Source organism: Enterobacter sp. MGH 4 (assembly GCF_000534735.1).
Classification (GTDB): domain Bacteria; phylum Pseudomonadota; class Gammaproteobacteria; order Enterobacterales; family Enterobacteriaceae; genus Enterobacter; species Enterobacter intestinihominis.
Map to the genome: position 1 here is coordinate 1,290,938 of NZ_KI973289.1, position 14,954 is coordinate 1,305,891.

Below are 14,954 nucleotides of genomic sequence, written 5' to 3' on the forward strand. Positions count from 1 at the left end.
CGACATGCCGCCGCGAACGGCGGCATGTCAAAGCGTTAAAGCCGGGCTGCGTACTCAGCAACCGTGGCCTTCGCGCCTTTTTGCAGCAACGTTTGATAGGCCTGCATGACGGCAGCCACGAATACCGTGTCCTTCGGCAGCTCGTTACCGAAAATAGCCTCAATGCCCAACAGCGCGCTAACGCGGCTTTCACCTTCAGCGCTACCGTTTACCGCCGCCTGAATCACCGCCAGCTGCGGATCGCTCACCTCAATCGCGTTACCCTGCTCATCCACACCGCCGACATAACGCATCCAGCCCGCCACGCCGAGGGCCAGCAGCGGGAAGGGTTTCTGGTGGACAAGGTGCCAGCGCACAGAATCGAGCATGCGCTGCGGCAATTTCTGGCTACCGTCCATGGCGATTTGCCAGGTGCGGTGACGCAGGGCCGGATTGCTGTAACGCGCAATCAGCTGGTCGGCATAACGACCCAAATCCACGCCCCGCACTTTCAACGTCGGCGCCTGCTCTATCAGCATCAGCGCATGCGCGGCTGCGCGATAATGTTCATCTTCCATGCAGTCGTTAATGTGCTGATAACCGGCCAGATAGCCGAGATAGGCCAGGAACGAGTGGCTGCCGTTAAGCATTCGCAGCTTCATCTCTTCAAACGGAATGACATCAGAAACCAGCTCCGCACCGGCCTTTTCCCACTGGGGACGTCCGGCAACAAAATTATCTTCCACCACCCACTGGCGGAACGGCTCGCAGGCGACACCTGCCGGATCGCGTACGCCAGTCAGCTGTTCGATTTTATCCAGCGTATCAGCCGTGACGGCGGGCACAATGCGGTCCACCATCGTTGACGGGAAGGTGACGTTCGCTTCGATCCAGTCCGCCAGTTCGCCGTCTACGGCGCGCGCGTAGGCACAGGTCACATTGCGCATCACGTGGCCGTTCTCCGGCATGTTATCGCATGACATCACGCTGAATGCCGGTAGCCCCGCCGCCTTGCGACGCGCCAGCGCCTCAACCACCACGCCCGGCGCAGATTTAGGCTGATGCGGGTTTTGCAGGTCTGCAACGATTAACGGATGATCGAACATCAGTTGTCCGGTTGCCGGGGAGTGGCAATATCCTTTCTCGGTGATGGTCAGGGAAACAATGGCGACCTGCGGCTCGCACAGCGCCGCCAACACGGTTTCCAGCCCGTCGATCTGCGCATGCAGCGCGTTTTTGACGACGCCGACCACGCGCGCCGTCCACGCATCGGCAGACATCTCTGCCACGGTATAAAGGTTATCCTGTGCCTTCAGATCGGCGATCTGCTGTTCGCCGCCAATCAGGTTAACTTCGCAGTAACCCCAGTCGCTGCCCTGTTCTGCGGCGAGTATATCGGTGTACACCGCCTGGTGCGCACGGTGAAACGCGCCAAACCCTAAATGAACAATGCGTGCCTTGAGGCTGTCGCGATCGTATTGAGGATGCGTTGCCTTCGCCTGTAATAACCGGTTTTCCATGATTGAGACTCATTAATTAATGAAAGCTGTGATCCACTGCCGCTTCCTTTTAAGAGCGGCAGCGCCTGCTGACTACACCAACTAGAATGGCAGTCGGAGTCAAAAAACGCTGCCATTAACCATACTGATACATCGTTTTCAGATCTTGATTTACATTAACTTTTCGCCATGTGGTGTGACATCAGTAAAAAGTTGTGTGACAGGTAACGCAAGATGTAAACCACTAGCGGCGTGAAGAGAGCGCGCCGTAGGCTACCGATTCCTTATGAGGAGCCTCCGCAGCATCTTCGGCTTCACTCAAATCGCGGTCGCGCACTTCCGGCATCAGCAACGCGGAGACCAGCCCAATCAGCGAGTACGCCACCAGCATCACCACAATCGGCCACCAGGACCCGGTCATGTTGCAGAAGACCCCCGCCAGCACCGGACCAAAGCCTACAGCTACCAGCCCGCCCGCCTCTTTCGAAATGGCCATGCGGGTAAAGCGGTTCCGCGAACCAAACATCTCTGCCATGGTGATGTTTTCCAGCGCGAACAGCCCGAGCACCGCAAAGTTATGAATAACGATGATAGAGAGCATAATCACGCCCGGCGCGTAACTCTTATCGACGATAATCGACAGCATCGGGTAAGCCAGAATAATGGCTGAAATGTTAAGGAGGATATACGGCAGACGGCGCCCCACTTTATCGGACAGCCAGCCCAGCAGCGGGATGGAGAGGAAGCCGAGAATCGAACTGATCATCAGCGCATCGGTTGGGATCGCCTTATCAAACAACAGCGTCTGCACCAGATATCCGGCAAGGAAAGTCTGAATCAAACCTGAGTTGCCGGCCTGACCAAAGCGCAGCCCCGTCGCCAGCCAGAACGATTTGCTCTTAAACATCGCGCCGACCGAGGTATCCGGCGCAGCAACCGGCGCAACGGTTTCGGCGTCGTTAACCTTCTCAAACACCGGGCTCTCTTTAAGGTTCATACGCAGCCAGATGGCGAAGATCATCACCACCACGCTGGCGAGGAACGGCACGCGCCAGCCCCAGGCAATAAGTTCTTCACGATCGAGGGCAAAGAACATCACGGCCCAGATCGCCGTGGCGCTCAGCGTCCCGCAGTTGGTTCCCATGGCCACCAGCGAGGAGATGATGCCGCGTTTACCCTTCGGCGCGTACTCCGCCAGCATGGTACCTGCGCCGGAGATTTCTGCCCCCGCGCCCAGCCCCTGAATAATACGCAGCGTCACCAGCAGCACCGGTGCGAAAATCCCGATCTGCGCGTAGGTTGGCAGGACGCCGATTAAGGTGGTGCAGATCCCCATCATGGTGATGGTGATAAACAGCACCTTTTTGCGGCCAATTCTGTCTCCCATTCTGCCGAAGATAAATGCCCCGACGATACGCGCGATGTAGCCTGCCCCATAGGTCCCCATCGCCAGGATCAACGCCATGGCCGCGGATTGTTCAGGAAAGAAAATTTCATGGAATACCAGCGCGGCGCCAAGGGAGTAAAGCTGAAAATCCATAAACTCCAGGGCGGTGCCCAGCCAGCCGGATACGGCGGCTTTCACCAGGTCTGACGTACTTCTTTGAGGTTGTGCTTGAGTCATAATGGCTATCTCTGCAAGGTAAGATGCGTACCACTGAGAGCCTGTCTTCGCAGGCTCTTAACCGCGTGAATTATTATTGGTCGAACGTGAGCAAGACTTTGCAGCACTGCCGCTGGTCTTTTTCAAACAGTTCGATGGCGTCTGTAACGTAGTGATAGTCAAATGTATGGGTGACCAGTTTTTCAGGGTCGATCAGCCCTTTTTCCAGCCAGTCAATGACCACCGGAAATTTGTTGGCATTCAGGCGCGAAGAGAAGATCGACAGCTCTTTGCCGGTGATCCCCTGTTGCACGATCTGGCTCGGGTCGCTGGAGAAGCCCATCAGCACGATGCGCGCCGCCGGAGACGCCAGCGTAATCGCTTCCTGCAAAATGGACGGATGACAGGCAGCATCGATGATTAACGTCGGCTTGATGCCTTTTTCATCCAGCGCGGCCTGTAATGAGTGCTCGCTGTTGTTGAAGACCCAGTCTGCGCCGCTGCGTTGCGCCATCCCCAGCCGCTCATCAATGCGATCCACCACGATGACCTGCTTCACCTTGTAAACGCCCTTTAGCGCCTGCACGGTGACCAGCCCCATCGGGCCTGCGCCGTAGATCAGCGCCACGTCCTGTTCGGTGGGTTTCGCCTGCCCCGTCACGTTGGCGGCAATGGTGAAGGGCTCAACCATCACCGCGTGTTTGTCAGGGATCGCATCCGGAATGTGCCAGGCATTTTTCGCCGGCACGACGGCGTATTCGCTGAAGCCGCCGTCACGGTGGACGCCCAGCACCACCAGCGAGGTGCAAACGTTCGGTTTTCCGACGGAACACGGGTAGCAGTGTCCGCAGTTGATCACCGGATCCACAGACACGCGCTGGCCCAGTCGGGTGCTCTCCACGCCTTCGCCAACCGCGTCTATTTCGCCAAAGAACTCGTGACCGATTACCCGCGGGTATTTCGCAAACGGGTTATGCCCGCGATAGATATGGCTGTCTGAACCGCAGATACCGGCGAGCTTAATTCTGACGCGGACGTCGCCTGCGCCCGGCAACGGGAGAGGACGCTCCTCAATCACCAGCGTATTCGGCTGTTGGATCACTACGCTTTTCATTATTCGCTCCTCGTTTACCAGTTCCAGAGGGTGCCGTCTTCCAGACGGGCCACCGGCAGACAGGCCGGTTCGTACGGGTATTTCGCTGCCAGCTTCTCATCAAACTCAATGCCCAGCCCTGGCTTGTCGCCCGGGTGCATATAGCCGTTATCGAAGCGCCAGCTGTGCGGGAACACTTCCAGCATCTGCTCTGAATACCCCATATACTCCTGCACGCCAAAGTTCGGTACCCACAGGTCAAAATGCAGGGCCGCGGCGTGGCAAATCGGCGACAGATCCGACGGGCCGTGTGAGCCGGTACGCACCTGGTAGAGTGAGGCAAAGTCAGCAATGCGACGCATCCCGGTGATGCCGCCCGCATGGGTTATGGTGGCGCGGATATAGTCAATGAGCTGCTCTTCAATCAGCTGCTTGCAGTCCCAGATGCTGTTGAACACTTCCCCCACCGCAATGGGCGTGACGGTGTGCTGGCGGATCAGGCGGAAACACTCCTGGTTTTCAGCGGGAGTCGGGTCTTCCATCCAGAACAGGCGGTACTCTTCAATGCTTTTGCCGAATCGCGCCGCTTCGATGGGCGTCAGACGGTGGTGCATGTCGTGAAGGAGATGTTCGTTGAAGCCGAACTGACTGCGCACTGCGTCGAACAGTTTCGGCGTGAAGTCGAGGTATTTCTCGGTGGACCAAAGCTGCTCGTCCGGCCAGTCGCCCTTGGTTGCAGGCTCATACGCCAGCCCTTTTCCTTTAGACATACCATAGGTGGTTTTCATCCCCGGCACGCCGCACTGCACGCGAATAGCCTTGAAGCCCATCTCTTTATGACGGGCATAATCTTCCAGTACGTCGTCAATGGTGTGCCCGGTGGTATGACAATAAACCATCACCCCTTCCCGGGAGGCTCCGCCCAGAAGTTGATAGAGCGGCATGTTCGCGGCTTTCGCTTTGATGTCCCACAGCGCCATATCCACGGCAGAAATCGCTGACATGGTGACTGGGCCACGACGCCAGTACGCGCCTTTATAGAAGAACTGCCAGATATCTTCGATGCGGTGCGCATCGCGGCCAATCAGCTGAGGGCACAGGTGATCTTTCAGGTAGGAGGCAACGGAAAGTTCACGTCCGTTAAGCGTGGCATCCCCCAGACCGACAATGCCCTCATCGGTGGTGATTTTAAGGGTGACAAAGTTACGCCCCGGGCAGGTGACAAATACTTCAGCCCCGACAATCTTCATAATCCATTTCCTTACATCGCTCGTTGTGATGCAGGAAATTTACGCAACTACACTACTACCATACAAGTATAACGATCGAAAAATCAGTGGGCGATCACACTATGAGGACGACTATGCGCGTCCCCAGCCAGCCACGATGATCAACATGCCGCACAGGGCAACCAGCGCGCCTGCCCAGTCATACAGGCTTAGCCTGATGCCATCGACAAAGCGCAGCCACAGCAGCGCAGTACAGACGTACACCCCTCCGTAGGCCGCATAAACCCGCCCGCTGGCGGCCGGATGCAGGGTGAGCAGCCAGACGAAAAGAACCAGGGACACACCCGCCGGGATCAGCAGCAGCGCGGAAGCGCCCCGCTTTAGCCAGAGCCACGGCAAAAAGCATCCGATGATTTCACACAGCGCGGTCGCGAAAAAAAGCAGCGTCGTTTTGAACATTTTTCTCGTTTCGTGAGGATTGATTTAGACATCATACGCGATAATGCTCTCATCGTTCCCATACCTGCCGCGCGGGTATGACACCCTTTCGGATTGGTGTAGAATCCAACGGGGTAATCCGATTGTCTGCACCCGTTTAAAGGAAACGCTATGACTACATTAAGCAAACGCCTTTGTCTGACAGCCGCACTGGCGCTGTCCTCGTTCGCCTTCACCGCAACGGCATCAGCCGAAACCAGCAAACTCATCATTGAGTCTGGTGACAGCGCGCAAAGCCGCCAGAACGCCGCCATGGACAAAGAACAATGGAATGACACCCGCAGCCTGCGTCAGAAAGTGAATAAGCGCGTGGAAAAAGAGTGGGATAAAGAAGACGTCGCGTTTGATGCCCGCGACAAATGCCAGCAAAGTGCCAACGTCAACGCTTACTGGGAGCCTAACACCCTGCGCTGTCTGGATCGTCGCACTGGCCGCACGGTAGCACCGTAATGTCGACGCCGTGTGACGTAAAGCTCCGTCCGCTGGAGCGCGAAGATTTACGCTTTGTCCACCAGCTCGACAACAATGCCAGCGTGATGCGCTACTGGTTTGAAGAGCCTTACGAGGCCTTCGTCGAGCTGTCCGATCTCTACGATAAGCATATCCACGATCAGAGTGAACGCCGGTTTGTGGTGGAGTGCGAAGGTGAGAAAGCCGGGCTGGTTGAACTGGTTGAGATCAACCATGTTCACCGTCGGGCGGAATTTCAGATCATTATTTCACCGGAGCACCAGGGGAAAGGTCTTGCGTCGCGGGCGGCAAAGCTGGCGATGGATTATGGGTTTAACGTCCTGAATCTCTACAAGCTTTACCTCATCGTCGATAAAGAGAACGAAAAAGCGATTCATATCTACCGTAAGCTCGGCTTTATGGTGGAAGGTGAACTGATCCATGAGTTCTTTATTAATGGCGAATACCGTAACACCATCCGCATGTGCATTTTCCAGCATCAGCATCTGGCCGGGCATAAATCTTCCTCCGCCAACCTGCTTAAACCCACCGCGCAGTAACCTGCGCGGTTTTATTCTTAATAATATTCAATGCTGTTTTTGATGGTGTACTTGCGCTCAATGGCAGGTTTAACGCTGTCATCGACGATAACCAGCTCGCAGCTCACCGGGTTGTTGTGGCGATCGTAATCGCAACTCTGCTTTACATTGCCCATCGGTTTATCGTTCAACAGGCTTACCGCCGTATAATCCATGCGCTTACGCAGATCTTTCGACGGCATCGATTTAACCGATAAACGCTGGTCGCCGGAGACCGTGGTTTTACCGAGCGGGTAGCCGTCGGTATCATACTGGTACTTCACTTCCATCTCTTTGCTGTGCGCGGCAACCACAAACCCGTTATCGTCGGTGTCCCATGTCAGGCCGGCAGACGGCAGTTCCGCCAGCTGACATTTTCCCTGCAACTTCACCTTCTGCTGCTGGGTTTCCGCATCGACGTAGTAGTTAGCATCCAGCACCAGCGCAACGCCCGTGTTAGCCTCCAGATCGTGCAGTTCAAGGGTATCGAAACACCCCTCCGACGACATCGTTCCGGTCACGCGTTTAGAGACTTCACCCTTATCGTTCAACAGCGTCTGGGTAAAATCTTTCACCGGCCCGCGCAGAGGGTCAAAGTCAAACTCGTTCGAAAAGCTCGCCATCTCCGGCGTAAATGACAGCGGCGCGGTGTTGTTGTCACATCCCACCAGTACCGTTGCCAGTAGCGTTATCGCTGCGTATTTATTCACATCATTTACCGTTCATAGAGAGATACAATCATATTAGCAAATACAGCAACTTACATAACAGCACTTCATTTGACTCTTTACGCTGTATAAATCCGTCGTTTGCATTGACGAGACCTGCCAAAGTGGCTACTTTGGGCGCGGAAGATTCCACATTATTATAAAATTAGATTCTTAACTTTTCAGGTTAACATCATGATTTACGACTGTTTTTTGTACTATGACGAAGATATGTTGCTCGACATCAGATTACATACGCTCGCTGATGTCGTTGACCGTTTTGTCATTGTAGAAGCAACACACTCTTTTACGGGCATACCGCGAGAATTACATTTCGATATTACGAAGTTTGCCAAATTCAGAGACAAAATTATTTACGTGCCTTTTGACGCGCAGCCTATTTTAAACAGTGCTGACAATAACCAGGTTGATGCCTGGGCAAATGAAGCAGCGCTTCGCAACTCCATTATGAATGGGTTAAAAGACGCGGCAGACGACGATCTGATTCTGGTGTCAGACGTTGATGAAATTTTCTCTCCCGAGACGGTCAGGGCCATTAATCCACGCGCGCTCTGCACGACTATTCATCAAAACGTGTTCAACTATCAGTTTAATCTTCAGGTTCACAACATGGATGGTACGCCGAGAAAATGTACCTTGCCCCGCGCGACGTCCTATTACAACCTTAAGCATTTCTTCCACGGTGAGCCTGAATCTTTCAGAAACTGGAAGCGGACACGCAAAGATAAAAACTGGTCATGGTTTAAATGGAACTGGCTAAAAATCAATAATAAGGTTGTGAAAGATGGCGGCTGGCATTTCTCCTGGGTAATGACCCCAGAAAGAATTTCCGAAAAAATGTCTACCATTTCTCATACCGAATACGATCTGCCGGAATTTAATAACCCGGAACATATTATGAAGGTTATCACCAACGCCGAAGATATCTGGGGACGAGACCGAAAACTGGTCAGGCAAGAGGTATCAAAACGCACCCTGCCTTCTTATCTGGTAGACAATCAGCACCATTATTCGCAATTTATTTTATGACGCAGGCGGGGCTCCAGGACAATTCAGAAAGAGAGACACAAAAACAAAAGCTTACCCTAACCCTGCTATGCTTACAGTCTACACAGTGAAAAGGAGCTACAGATGAAACGGTTACCCTGGATTACCGCCCTGCTGTTAATGAGTGCTTCACCTGCTATTCTTGCGGCCCCGGACTCCTGCGAGCGCGTGAAAAGCGACATTCAGCAGAAGATTATCAACAACGGCGTACCGGAGTCTGGCTTTACCCTGAACATCGTGCCGAACGATCAGGCCGACCAGCCGGATGCGCAGGTCGTTGGGCATTGCGCCAACGATACTTTCAAAATTTTGTACACTCGTACCAGTAGCGGAAACTACCCGGTAAGCGGTGCAGGTACGCAGGAGAATGCACCCGCTGAGCCGCAATGATTTTCCCACTCAATTCCCCTGAGTTGACGAGGATTAATATTTAATACCTCTAAATAAGTAACACTCCCCCCATCATTAGCCCGGTTGTAGTCACGGGTGAAAATAATTATTAACAATGATGGGGTGAGTTATGTCCGAAGTTGAACATCACGACGGGATAAGCCGTCGAACTCTGGTTAAATCTACTGCCATAGGATCTCTGGCGCTTGCCGCCGGTGGGATCGCATTGCCTTTTGGTCTGAAAAGCGCCGCCGCCGCAGTGCAGACCGCTATTCAGCCAGCGGAAGATAAAGTCGTCTGGGGCGCCTGCTCGGTAAACTGCGGTAGCCGCTGCGCGCTACGTCTGCACGTTCGCGATGACGAAGTCTATTGGGTTGAAACGGATAATACCGGCGAGGATGTTTACGGCAACCATCAGGTTCGCGCCTGCCTGCGAGGCCGTTCAATTCGCCGTCGCATTAATCATCCAGACCGTCTGAACTATCCGATGAAACGCGTGGGCAAACGCGGAGAAGGCAAGTTTGAACGTATCACCTGGGAAGAAGCGCTGGACACCATCGCCGCGAGCCTGAAAAGCGTGGTCGAAAAATACGGCAACGAAGCGGTCTACATTAACTACTCCTCCGGAATTGTCGGCGGCAATATCACCCGCTCCTCCCCTTACGCCTCGCTGGTGGCACGCCTGATGAACTGCTACGGCGGCTTCCTCAGCCACTACGGCACCTACAGCACCGCGCAGATCGCCTGCGCAATGCCCTACACCTACGGCAACAACGACGGTAACAGTACATCAGATATCGAAAACACCAAACTGGTGGTGATGTTCGGCAATAATCCGGCAGAAACGCGCATGAGCGGCGGCGGGATCACTTACTACCTTGAACAGGCACGTGAACGGTCTAACGCACGGATGATCGTTATCGATCCGCGCTACACCGACACCGCCGCAGGCCGCGAAGACGAGTGGATCCCGATTCGTCCGGGCACCGATGCCGCACTGGTGGCAGGTATTGCGTGGGTGCTGATTAATGAAAACCTCGTCGATCAGCCCTTCCTCGATAAATACTGCGTAGGTTATGACGAAAAAACCCTGCCGGAAGGCGCACCTGCTAATGGTCATTACAAAGCCTATATTCTCGGCCAGGGTGATGACAGAACCGCGAAAACCCCGGAATGGGCGTCGCGCATTACAGGCATTCCTGCCGATCGCATTATTAAGCTGGCCCGTGAAATCGGTTCGGCAAAACCGGCCTACATTTGCCAGGGCTGGGGCCCGCAGCGTCAGGCCAACGGCGAGCAGACATCCCGCGCCATCGCCATGCTGCCGATCCTGACCGGCAACGTCGGCATTAACGGCGGCAACAGCGGCGCGCGCGAATCGACCTACACCATCACCATCGAACGTATGCCGCTGCCGGAAAATCCTGTGAAAACGCAAATCTCCTGCTTCAGCTGGACGGATGCCATCGTGCGTGGACCGGAGATGACCGCCCTGCGCGACGGCGTACGCGGTAAGGATAAGCTGGATGTGCCGATCAAGTTCATCTGGAACTATGCGGGTAATACCATCATCAACCAGCACTCTGATATCAACAAAACTCACGACATTTTGCAGGATGAGAGTAAGTGCGAAACGATCGTCGTTATCGACAACTTCATGACCTCGTCCGCGAAGTATGCCGATATTGTCCTGCCGGACCTGATGACCGTTGAGCAGGAAGATATCATCCCCAACGATTACGCCGGCAACATGGGATACCTGATTTTCCTCCAGCCGGTAACCGCCCCGAAGTTTGAGCGCAAACCCATCTACTGGATCATGAGCGAAGTAGCGAAACGTCTCGGACCGGATGTCTATCAGAAATTCACCGAAGGCCGTACGCAGGAGCAGTGGCTGCGCTACCTTTACGCCAAAATGGTTGCCAAAGATCCGCTGCTGCCGTCCTACGACGCGCTGAAAAAAATGGGTATTTATAAGCGCAAAGATCCAAATGGACATTTTGTGGCCTATAAAAAATTCCGTGACGATCCGGATGCCAATCCGCTGAAAACACCGTCGGGGAAAATCGAGATCTACTCCAGCAAGCTGGCGGATATTGCGGCAACCTGGGAACTGCAAAAAGACGAAACCATCACCCCGCTACCGGTCTAAACCTCAACCTTTGAAGGCTGGGACGCGCCCGAGCGCAGCAAATTCCCGCTGCAACTGTTCGGTTTCCACTTTAAAGCCCGTACCCACTCCAGCTACGGCAACGTGGATGTGCTCCAGGCCGCCTGTCGCCAGGAGGTGTGGCTTAACCCTGTAGACGCCGAGAAGCGCGGCATTAAAAACGGTGACACGGTGCGCGTGTTTAACGATCGCGGCGAAGTGCGCATTGCCGCCAAAGTCACCCCGCGCATCATGCCTGGTGTGAGCGCGATGGGCCAGGGCGCCTGGCATGACGCCAACATGAACGGCGATCGTGTCGATCACGGCTCCTGCATCAATACCCTGACCACACACCGCCCGTCACCGCTGGCGAAAGGCAATCCGCAGCACACGAACCTGGTGCAGATCGAGAAGGCATAAGGATTAACCGATGACAACCCAGTATGGATTTTTTATTGATTCCAGCCGCTGCACCGGGTGTAAAACCTGCGAGCTGGCCTGCAAGGATTACAAAGATCTGACCCCGGACGTCAGCTTCCGTCGTATTTATGAATACGCGGGCGGCGACTGGCAGGAGGATAACGGCGTCTGGCATCAGAACGTCTTCGCCTATTACCTGTCGATTGCCTGCAACCACTGCGAAGATCCGGCCTGCACTAAGGTCTGCCCGAGCGGGGCAATGCACAAGCGCGACGACGGTTTTGTGGTGGTGGACGAGGATGTCTGCATTGGCTGTCGCTACTGCCACATGGCCTGCCCGTACGGTGCGCCGCAGTATAACGCGGCTAAAGGCCACATGACCAAGTGCGACGGCTGCCACAGCCGCGTGGCGGACGGCAAAAAGCCCATCTGCGTCGAGTCCTGCCCGCTGCGCGCGCTGGACTTTGGCCCGATTGAAGAGCTGCGTAAAAAACACGGTCAGCTTGCTGCGGTCGCGCCGCTGCCGTCTGCGCACTTCACGAAGCCGAGTATTGTGATTAAACCTAACGCCAACAGCCGTCCGACGGGTGACACCACCGGCTACCTGGCAAACCCGAAGGAGGTGTGAGATGGGAAGTGGATGGCATGAATGGCCGCTGGTGATCTTCACCGTTTTCGGGCAGTGCGTGGCTGGCGCATTAATCGTGATGGGCTTCGCCTGGCTGAATGAACGTGATGACAAGGCCAGAATACGCATCGTGCGCAGCCTGTTTTTTCTCTGGCTGGTAATGGGTATTGGGTTTATGGCCTCGGTACTGCATCTTGGCTCCCCGCTGCGCGCCTTCAACTCGCTTAACCGCGTGGGAGCGTCAGCGCTGAGTAATGAGATCGCGGCGGGTTCGATCTTCTTTGCCGTGGGCGGTTTCTGGTGGCTGGTGTCGGTTATCGGTAAAATGCCCCCAGCTTTAGGCAAAATCTGGATGGTTGTCAGCCAGCTCCTGGGTGTCGTTTTTGTCTGGGCGATGACCCGGGTCTATCAGATCGATACCGTTCCGACCTGGTATACGGGCTACACCACGTTGGCCTTCTTCCTGACGATGGCTCTTACTGGCCCGATGCTGGCCGCGCTGCTGCTGCGGGTCGCAAACGTGACATACAAAGGTACCCTTGCCGCGTCTGTCAGCGTACTGGCACTCATCGCATGCGTGGCGGTCGTCGTGTTGCAAAGCAATACGCTGGGGACGATCCAGAGTTCTATCCAGCAGGCTAACGCCCTGCTGCCGGATTATGGTTCGCTTCAGGTATGGCGCATCGCGCTGCTGGCGGCGGGTTTAGGCTGCTGGATCTGTCCACTTATTCGTCGTCAGGAACCGAAAACGCTCGGCCTGTTTGCAGGTTTCGTGCTGGTGGCTGTGGGTGAACTGATTGGCCGTGGGCTATTTTATGGTTTGCATATGACCGCAGGGTTAGCAATTGCAGGTTAACACAGGTGCGCGGGCTACCCCCGCGCACAAGTAAGGAAAGTTGTAATGAATGACGTCTCACACCGCGAATCGTTCGCGTTCAGCGCCCGGGTACTGGGCGCGCTGTTTTATTTTGCCCCTGACAGCGAGCAGACCGCACCGCTGGTGAGTGCCCTGACCGCAGGTGACTGGGTGCAGGACTGGCCGCTGGCGCAGGAAAGCCTGCAGCCCGTGGCCAGTATGTTTAAGAACCCGTCGGACGAAGCGTTGAAAGACGCCTGGCAGCGTCTGTTTATTGGCCCGTATGCCCTGCCCGCCCCCCCGTGGGGCTCCGTCTGGCTCGATCGCGAGTCCGTGCTGTTTGGCGATTCGACCCTTGCATTGCGCCAGTGGATGCGTGAAAACCATATCGCCTTTGAGATGCAGCAGAATGAGCCGGAAGATCACTTCGGAACGTTGCTGATGCTGGCGGCATGGCTTGCCGAGAACGGTCGCGACACAGAACGCGACCAGCTTATGGCCTGGCATCTGCTGCCGTGGAGCACGCGTTTCCTTAGCGTATTCGTTGAAAACGCGGCCCATCCGTTCTACACGGCGCTGGGTAAACTTGCCCAGCTGACGCTGGCAGAATGGCAGTCCACTTTGCTGATCCCGATTGCAGAAAAAACGCTGTACCGATAACAGCTCCTGGCTTGTACATCCGTTGTGTAAGCCAGGTTCGGACATTTTTGCTGCAACGCAGATCCGGAACTGCTATACTGTATATAATTACAGTACTGGAGGTGCAAAATGGCTGTTGAAACAAAATTCGTGGTCGTAAGAAAAGGTGAAGAGAAAATGACTTTTGCCAGTAAGAAAGAGGCTGACGCTCACGACAAACTGCTCGACATGGCAGAAGCGTTCACCGACTGGCTGCTGCAAAGCGGAATGCAGATGGATGAAACGCAGGCGGAAAACCTTGGTCTGTATCTTGCCGAGCAGAAAGAGTCCGTGCAGCATATCCTGCGTACCAGCAAGCTTCCCGAGCTCAATGCTGCAACGGATAAAACAGCGCCAGAGGCGGATAGCAGCAAAAAAATCCGGGCCGTCAAAGCCGCCTGATCGTCAGAACGACTCATCACCTGTCCTGCTGCCGCGGGCCGGAAACGGCTCGCGGCTTAATAGTGCGGTAAATTATCACACAACTCTTGCAACTCGTTGATTAGTCTGGCCACATGGAAACCATCACAGACAGAATGATGAACCTGAACGGCGAAAGGCAACAAGACTTTTCCATCCTGGTTAAAGTATTTTCCAAACGTGAACATGGGCGCAAAAAAGTTCTGCATGTTAGCCACGTTGATATTAAAACTGGTAAAACTGACCCACGGAATATCCGATATGAAGAATATATTTTCCCGGTACTCTTCTTTGGGCCAGTAGGCAAGATTATCACCATAGCGAGAAACGTCTACTGCATAAACGTTCTGAAAGTGATGAATATTCCCGTCGAAGTGACTCCATAATGATGAAAACGTCTCCGTCTCTTTATGGAAAAGGGTATAGCTGGGATGCACCTCATTCCATATTACAAGCTCATTATCCTTCATAGCCATACGGAACTCAGAATGGCGGTTAACGACTGTCGAAATAAGGGAAATAATCGAAGGATAAAATTTCCAGCCAACCTGTTTGATATGTTTCAGCAGCGCAGTGATATCCAGCTGAACCGTTTGGTTAATCGTGCATTGAGCAAAGCTCTGAAAGACTTCAAAATGTTCTTTCCTTGCCCAACTCGATAAGTCTACAGCCGTATATTCTGGCGTAATTTTTGTCATTTCTTTGCCTT

15 protein-coding genes and 1 pseudogene are annotated in these 14,954 nt (G+C 54.4%); 9 read left to right on the forward strand and 7 right to left on the reverse strand.

Features of this window, described 5'->3' with window-relative positions; all coding sequences use genetic code 11:
- Positions 1–35: 35 nt before the first annotated feature.
- The 5 genes from L350_RS16370 to L350_RS16350 form a co-directional block, all read right to left on the reverse strand.
- A complete protein-coding gene (locus L350_RS16370) occupies positions 36–1,499 on the reverse strand; it encodes a mannitol dehydrogenase family protein (RefSeq protein ID WP_032624328.1) in 1,464 nt (487 codons plus the stop codon).
- Between the two features lie 223 nt (positions 1,500–1,722).
- Positions 1,723–3,102, reverse strand: coding sequence for an MFS transporter (locus L350_RS16365; RefSeq protein WP_032624329.1), 1,380 nt, complete (start codon positions 3,100–3,102; stop codon positions 1,723–1,725).
- Between the two features lie 73 nt (positions 3,103–3,175).
- The gene (locus L350_RS16360; protein WP_032624330.1) at positions 3,176–4,195 is read right to left on the reverse strand and encodes a Zn-dependent oxidoreductase; all 1,020 of its coding nucleotides are present in this window, start codon (positions 4,193–4,195) and stop codon (positions 3,176–3,178) included.
- A gap of 14 nt (positions 4,196–4,209) precedes the next feature.
- On the reverse strand, positions 4,210–5,424 hold the full coding sequence (gene manD, locus L350_RS16355) for a D-mannonate dehydratase ManD (protein ID WP_023300009.1): 1,215 nt from the start codon (positions 5,422–5,424) through the stop codon (positions 4,210–4,212).
- Between the two features lie 111 nt (positions 5,425–5,535).
- Entirely contained in the window at positions 5,536–5,862 is a 327-nt protein-coding gene (locus L350_RS16350; RefSeq protein WP_023300008.1) for a YnfA family protein, read from the reverse strand.
- 150 nt (positions 5,863–6,012) lie between these two features.
- On the opposite strand from L350_RS16350, the gene L350_RS16345 reads away from it, so the two are divergent.
- Together L350_RS16345 and speG are read left to right on the forward strand one after the other, a co-directional pair.
- Positions 6,013–6,351, forward strand: a complete 339-nt coding sequence (locus L350_RS16345; protein ID WP_022647984.1) for a DUF1283 family protein — start codon at positions 6,013–6,015, stop codon at positions 6,349–6,351.
- Positions 6,351–6,911, forward strand: coding sequence for a spermidine N1-acetyltransferase (gene speG, locus L350_RS16340; protein WP_022647983.1), 561 nt, complete (start codon positions 6,351–6,353; stop codon positions 6,909–6,911). The genes L350_RS16345 and speG overlap by 1 nt, the downstream gene beginning before the upstream one ends.
- A 17-nt stretch (positions 6,912–6,928) precedes the next feature.
- Here speG and L350_RS16335 read toward each other — a convergent pair whose 3' ends face one another.
- Entirely contained in the window at positions 6,929–7,639 is a 711-nt protein-coding gene (locus L350_RS16335; RefSeq protein ID WP_032622202.1) for a YnfC family lipoprotein, read from the reverse strand.
- Between the two features lie 192 nt (positions 7,640–7,831).
- Between L350_RS16335 and L350_RS16330 the strand changes: the two genes are divergently transcribed.
- The 7 genes and pseudogenes from L350_RS16330 (at position 7,832) to L350_RS16300 (ending at position 14,227) form a co-directional block, all read left to right on the forward strand.
- Entirely contained in the window at positions 7,832–8,686 is an 855-nt protein-coding gene (locus tag L350_RS16330; RefSeq protein WP_022647981.1) for a glycosyltransferase family 17 protein, read from the forward strand.
- Positions 8,687–8,788: 102 nt separating this feature from the next.
- Positions 8,789–9,094 carry a DUF1161 domain-containing protein gene (locus L350_RS16325; protein ID WP_006808860.1) on the forward strand — a complete coding sequence of 102 codons (306 nt, stop codon included), beginning with the start codon at positions 8,789–8,791 and terminating at the stop codon, positions 9,092–9,094.
- 130 nt (positions 9,095–9,224) lie between these two features.
- Positions 9,225–11,663, forward strand: a pseudogene (gene ynfE / locus L350_RS16320) (selenate/tellurate reductase subunit YnfE).
- 10 nt (positions 11,664–11,673) lie between these two features.
- On the forward strand, positions 11,674–12,291 hold the full coding sequence (locus L350_RS16315) for a DMSO/selenate family reductase complex B subunit (RefSeq protein WP_017384545.1): 618 nt from the start codon (positions 11,674–11,676) through the stop codon (positions 12,289–12,291).
- A 1-nt stretch (position 12,292) separates the two neighbouring features.
- Entirely contained in the window at positions 12,293–13,147 is an 855-nt protein-coding gene (locus L350_RS16310; protein WP_023306112.1) for a dimethyl sulfoxide reductase anchor subunit family protein, read from the forward strand.
- Positions 13,148–13,192: 45 nt separating this feature from the next.
- On the forward strand, positions 13,193–13,807 hold the full coding sequence (gene dmsD, locus L350_RS16305) for a Tat proofreading chaperone DmsD (RefSeq protein ID WP_032624331.1): 615 nt from the start codon (positions 13,193–13,195) through the stop codon (positions 13,805–13,807).
- Positions 13,808–13,915: 108 nt separating this feature from the next.
- On the forward strand, positions 13,916–14,227 hold the full coding sequence (locus L350_RS16300) for a YebG family protein (protein ID WP_022647976.1): 312 nt from the start codon (positions 13,916–13,918) through the stop codon (positions 14,225–14,227).
- Between the two features lie 56 nt (positions 14,228–14,283).
- Here L350_RS16300 and catA read toward each other — a convergent pair whose 3' ends face one another.
- The gene (gene catA, locus L350_RS16295) at positions 14,284–14,943 is read right to left on the reverse strand and encodes a type A chloramphenicol O-acetyltransferase (protein WP_032624332.1); all 660 of its coding nucleotides are present in this window, start codon (positions 14,941–14,943) and stop codon (positions 14,284–14,286) included.
- Between the last annotated feature and the right edge of the window lie 11 nt (positions 14,944–14,954).

What these genes read in the sequence shown, in the direction of transcription:
- L350_RS16310 (WP_023306112.1), top strand. Translation starts at nt 12,293, where the DNA reads ATGGGAAGTGGATGGCATGAATGGCCGCTGGTGATCTTCACCGTTTTC.
- L350_RS16325 (WP_006808860.1), top strand. Translation starts at nt 8,789, where the DNA reads ATGAAACGGTTACCCTGGATTACCGCCCTGCTGTTAATGAGTGCTTCA.
- L350_RS16345 (WP_022647984.1), top strand. Translation starts at nt 6,013, where the DNA reads ATGACTACATTAAGCAAACGCCTTTGTCTGACAGCCGCACTGGCGCTG.
- dmsD (WP_032624331.1), top strand. Translation starts at nt 13,193, where the DNA reads ATGAATGACGTCTCACACCGCGAATCGTTCGCGTTCAGCGCCCGGGTA.
- manD (WP_023300009.1), bottom strand. Translation starts at nt 5,424, where the DNA reads ATGAAGATTGTCGGGGCTGAAGTATTTGTCACCTGCCCGGGGCGTAAC.
- catA (WP_032624332.1), bottom strand. Translation starts at nt 14,943, where the DNA reads ATGACAAAAATTACGCCAGAATATACGGCTGTAGACTTATCGAGTTGG.
- L350_RS16350 (WP_023300008.1), bottom strand. Translation starts at nt 5,862, where the DNA reads ATGTTCAAAACGACGCTGCTTTTTTTCGCGACCGCGCTGTGTGAAATC.
- L350_RS16360 (WP_032624330.1), bottom strand. Translation starts at nt 4,195, where the DNA reads ATGAAAAGCGTAGTGATCCAACAGCCGAATACGCTGGTGATTGAGGAG.
- L350_RS16365 (WP_032624329.1), bottom strand. Translation starts at nt 3,102, where the DNA reads ATGACTCAAGCACAACCTCAAAGAAGTACGTCAGACCTGGTGAAAGCC.
- L350_RS16370 (WP_032624328.1), bottom strand. Translation starts at nt 1,499, where the DNA reads ATGGAAAACCGGTTATTACAGGCGAAGGCAACGCATCCTCAATACGAT.
- L350_RS16315 (WP_017384545.1), top strand. Translation starts at nt 11,674, where the DNA reads ATGACAACCCAGTATGGATTTTTTATTGATTCCAGCCGCTGCACCGGG.
- L350_RS16300 (WP_022647976.1), top strand. Translation starts at nt 13,916, where the DNA reads ATGGCTGTTGAAACAAAATTCGTGGTCGTAAGAAAAGGTGAAGAGAAA.
- speG (WP_022647983.1), top strand. Translation starts at nt 6,351, where the DNA reads ATGTCGACGCCGTGTGACGTAAAGCTCCGTCCGCTGGAGCGCGAAGAT.
- L350_RS16330 (WP_022647981.1), top strand. Translation starts at nt 7,832, where the DNA reads ATGATTTACGACTGTTTTTTGTACTATGACGAAGATATGTTGCTCGAC.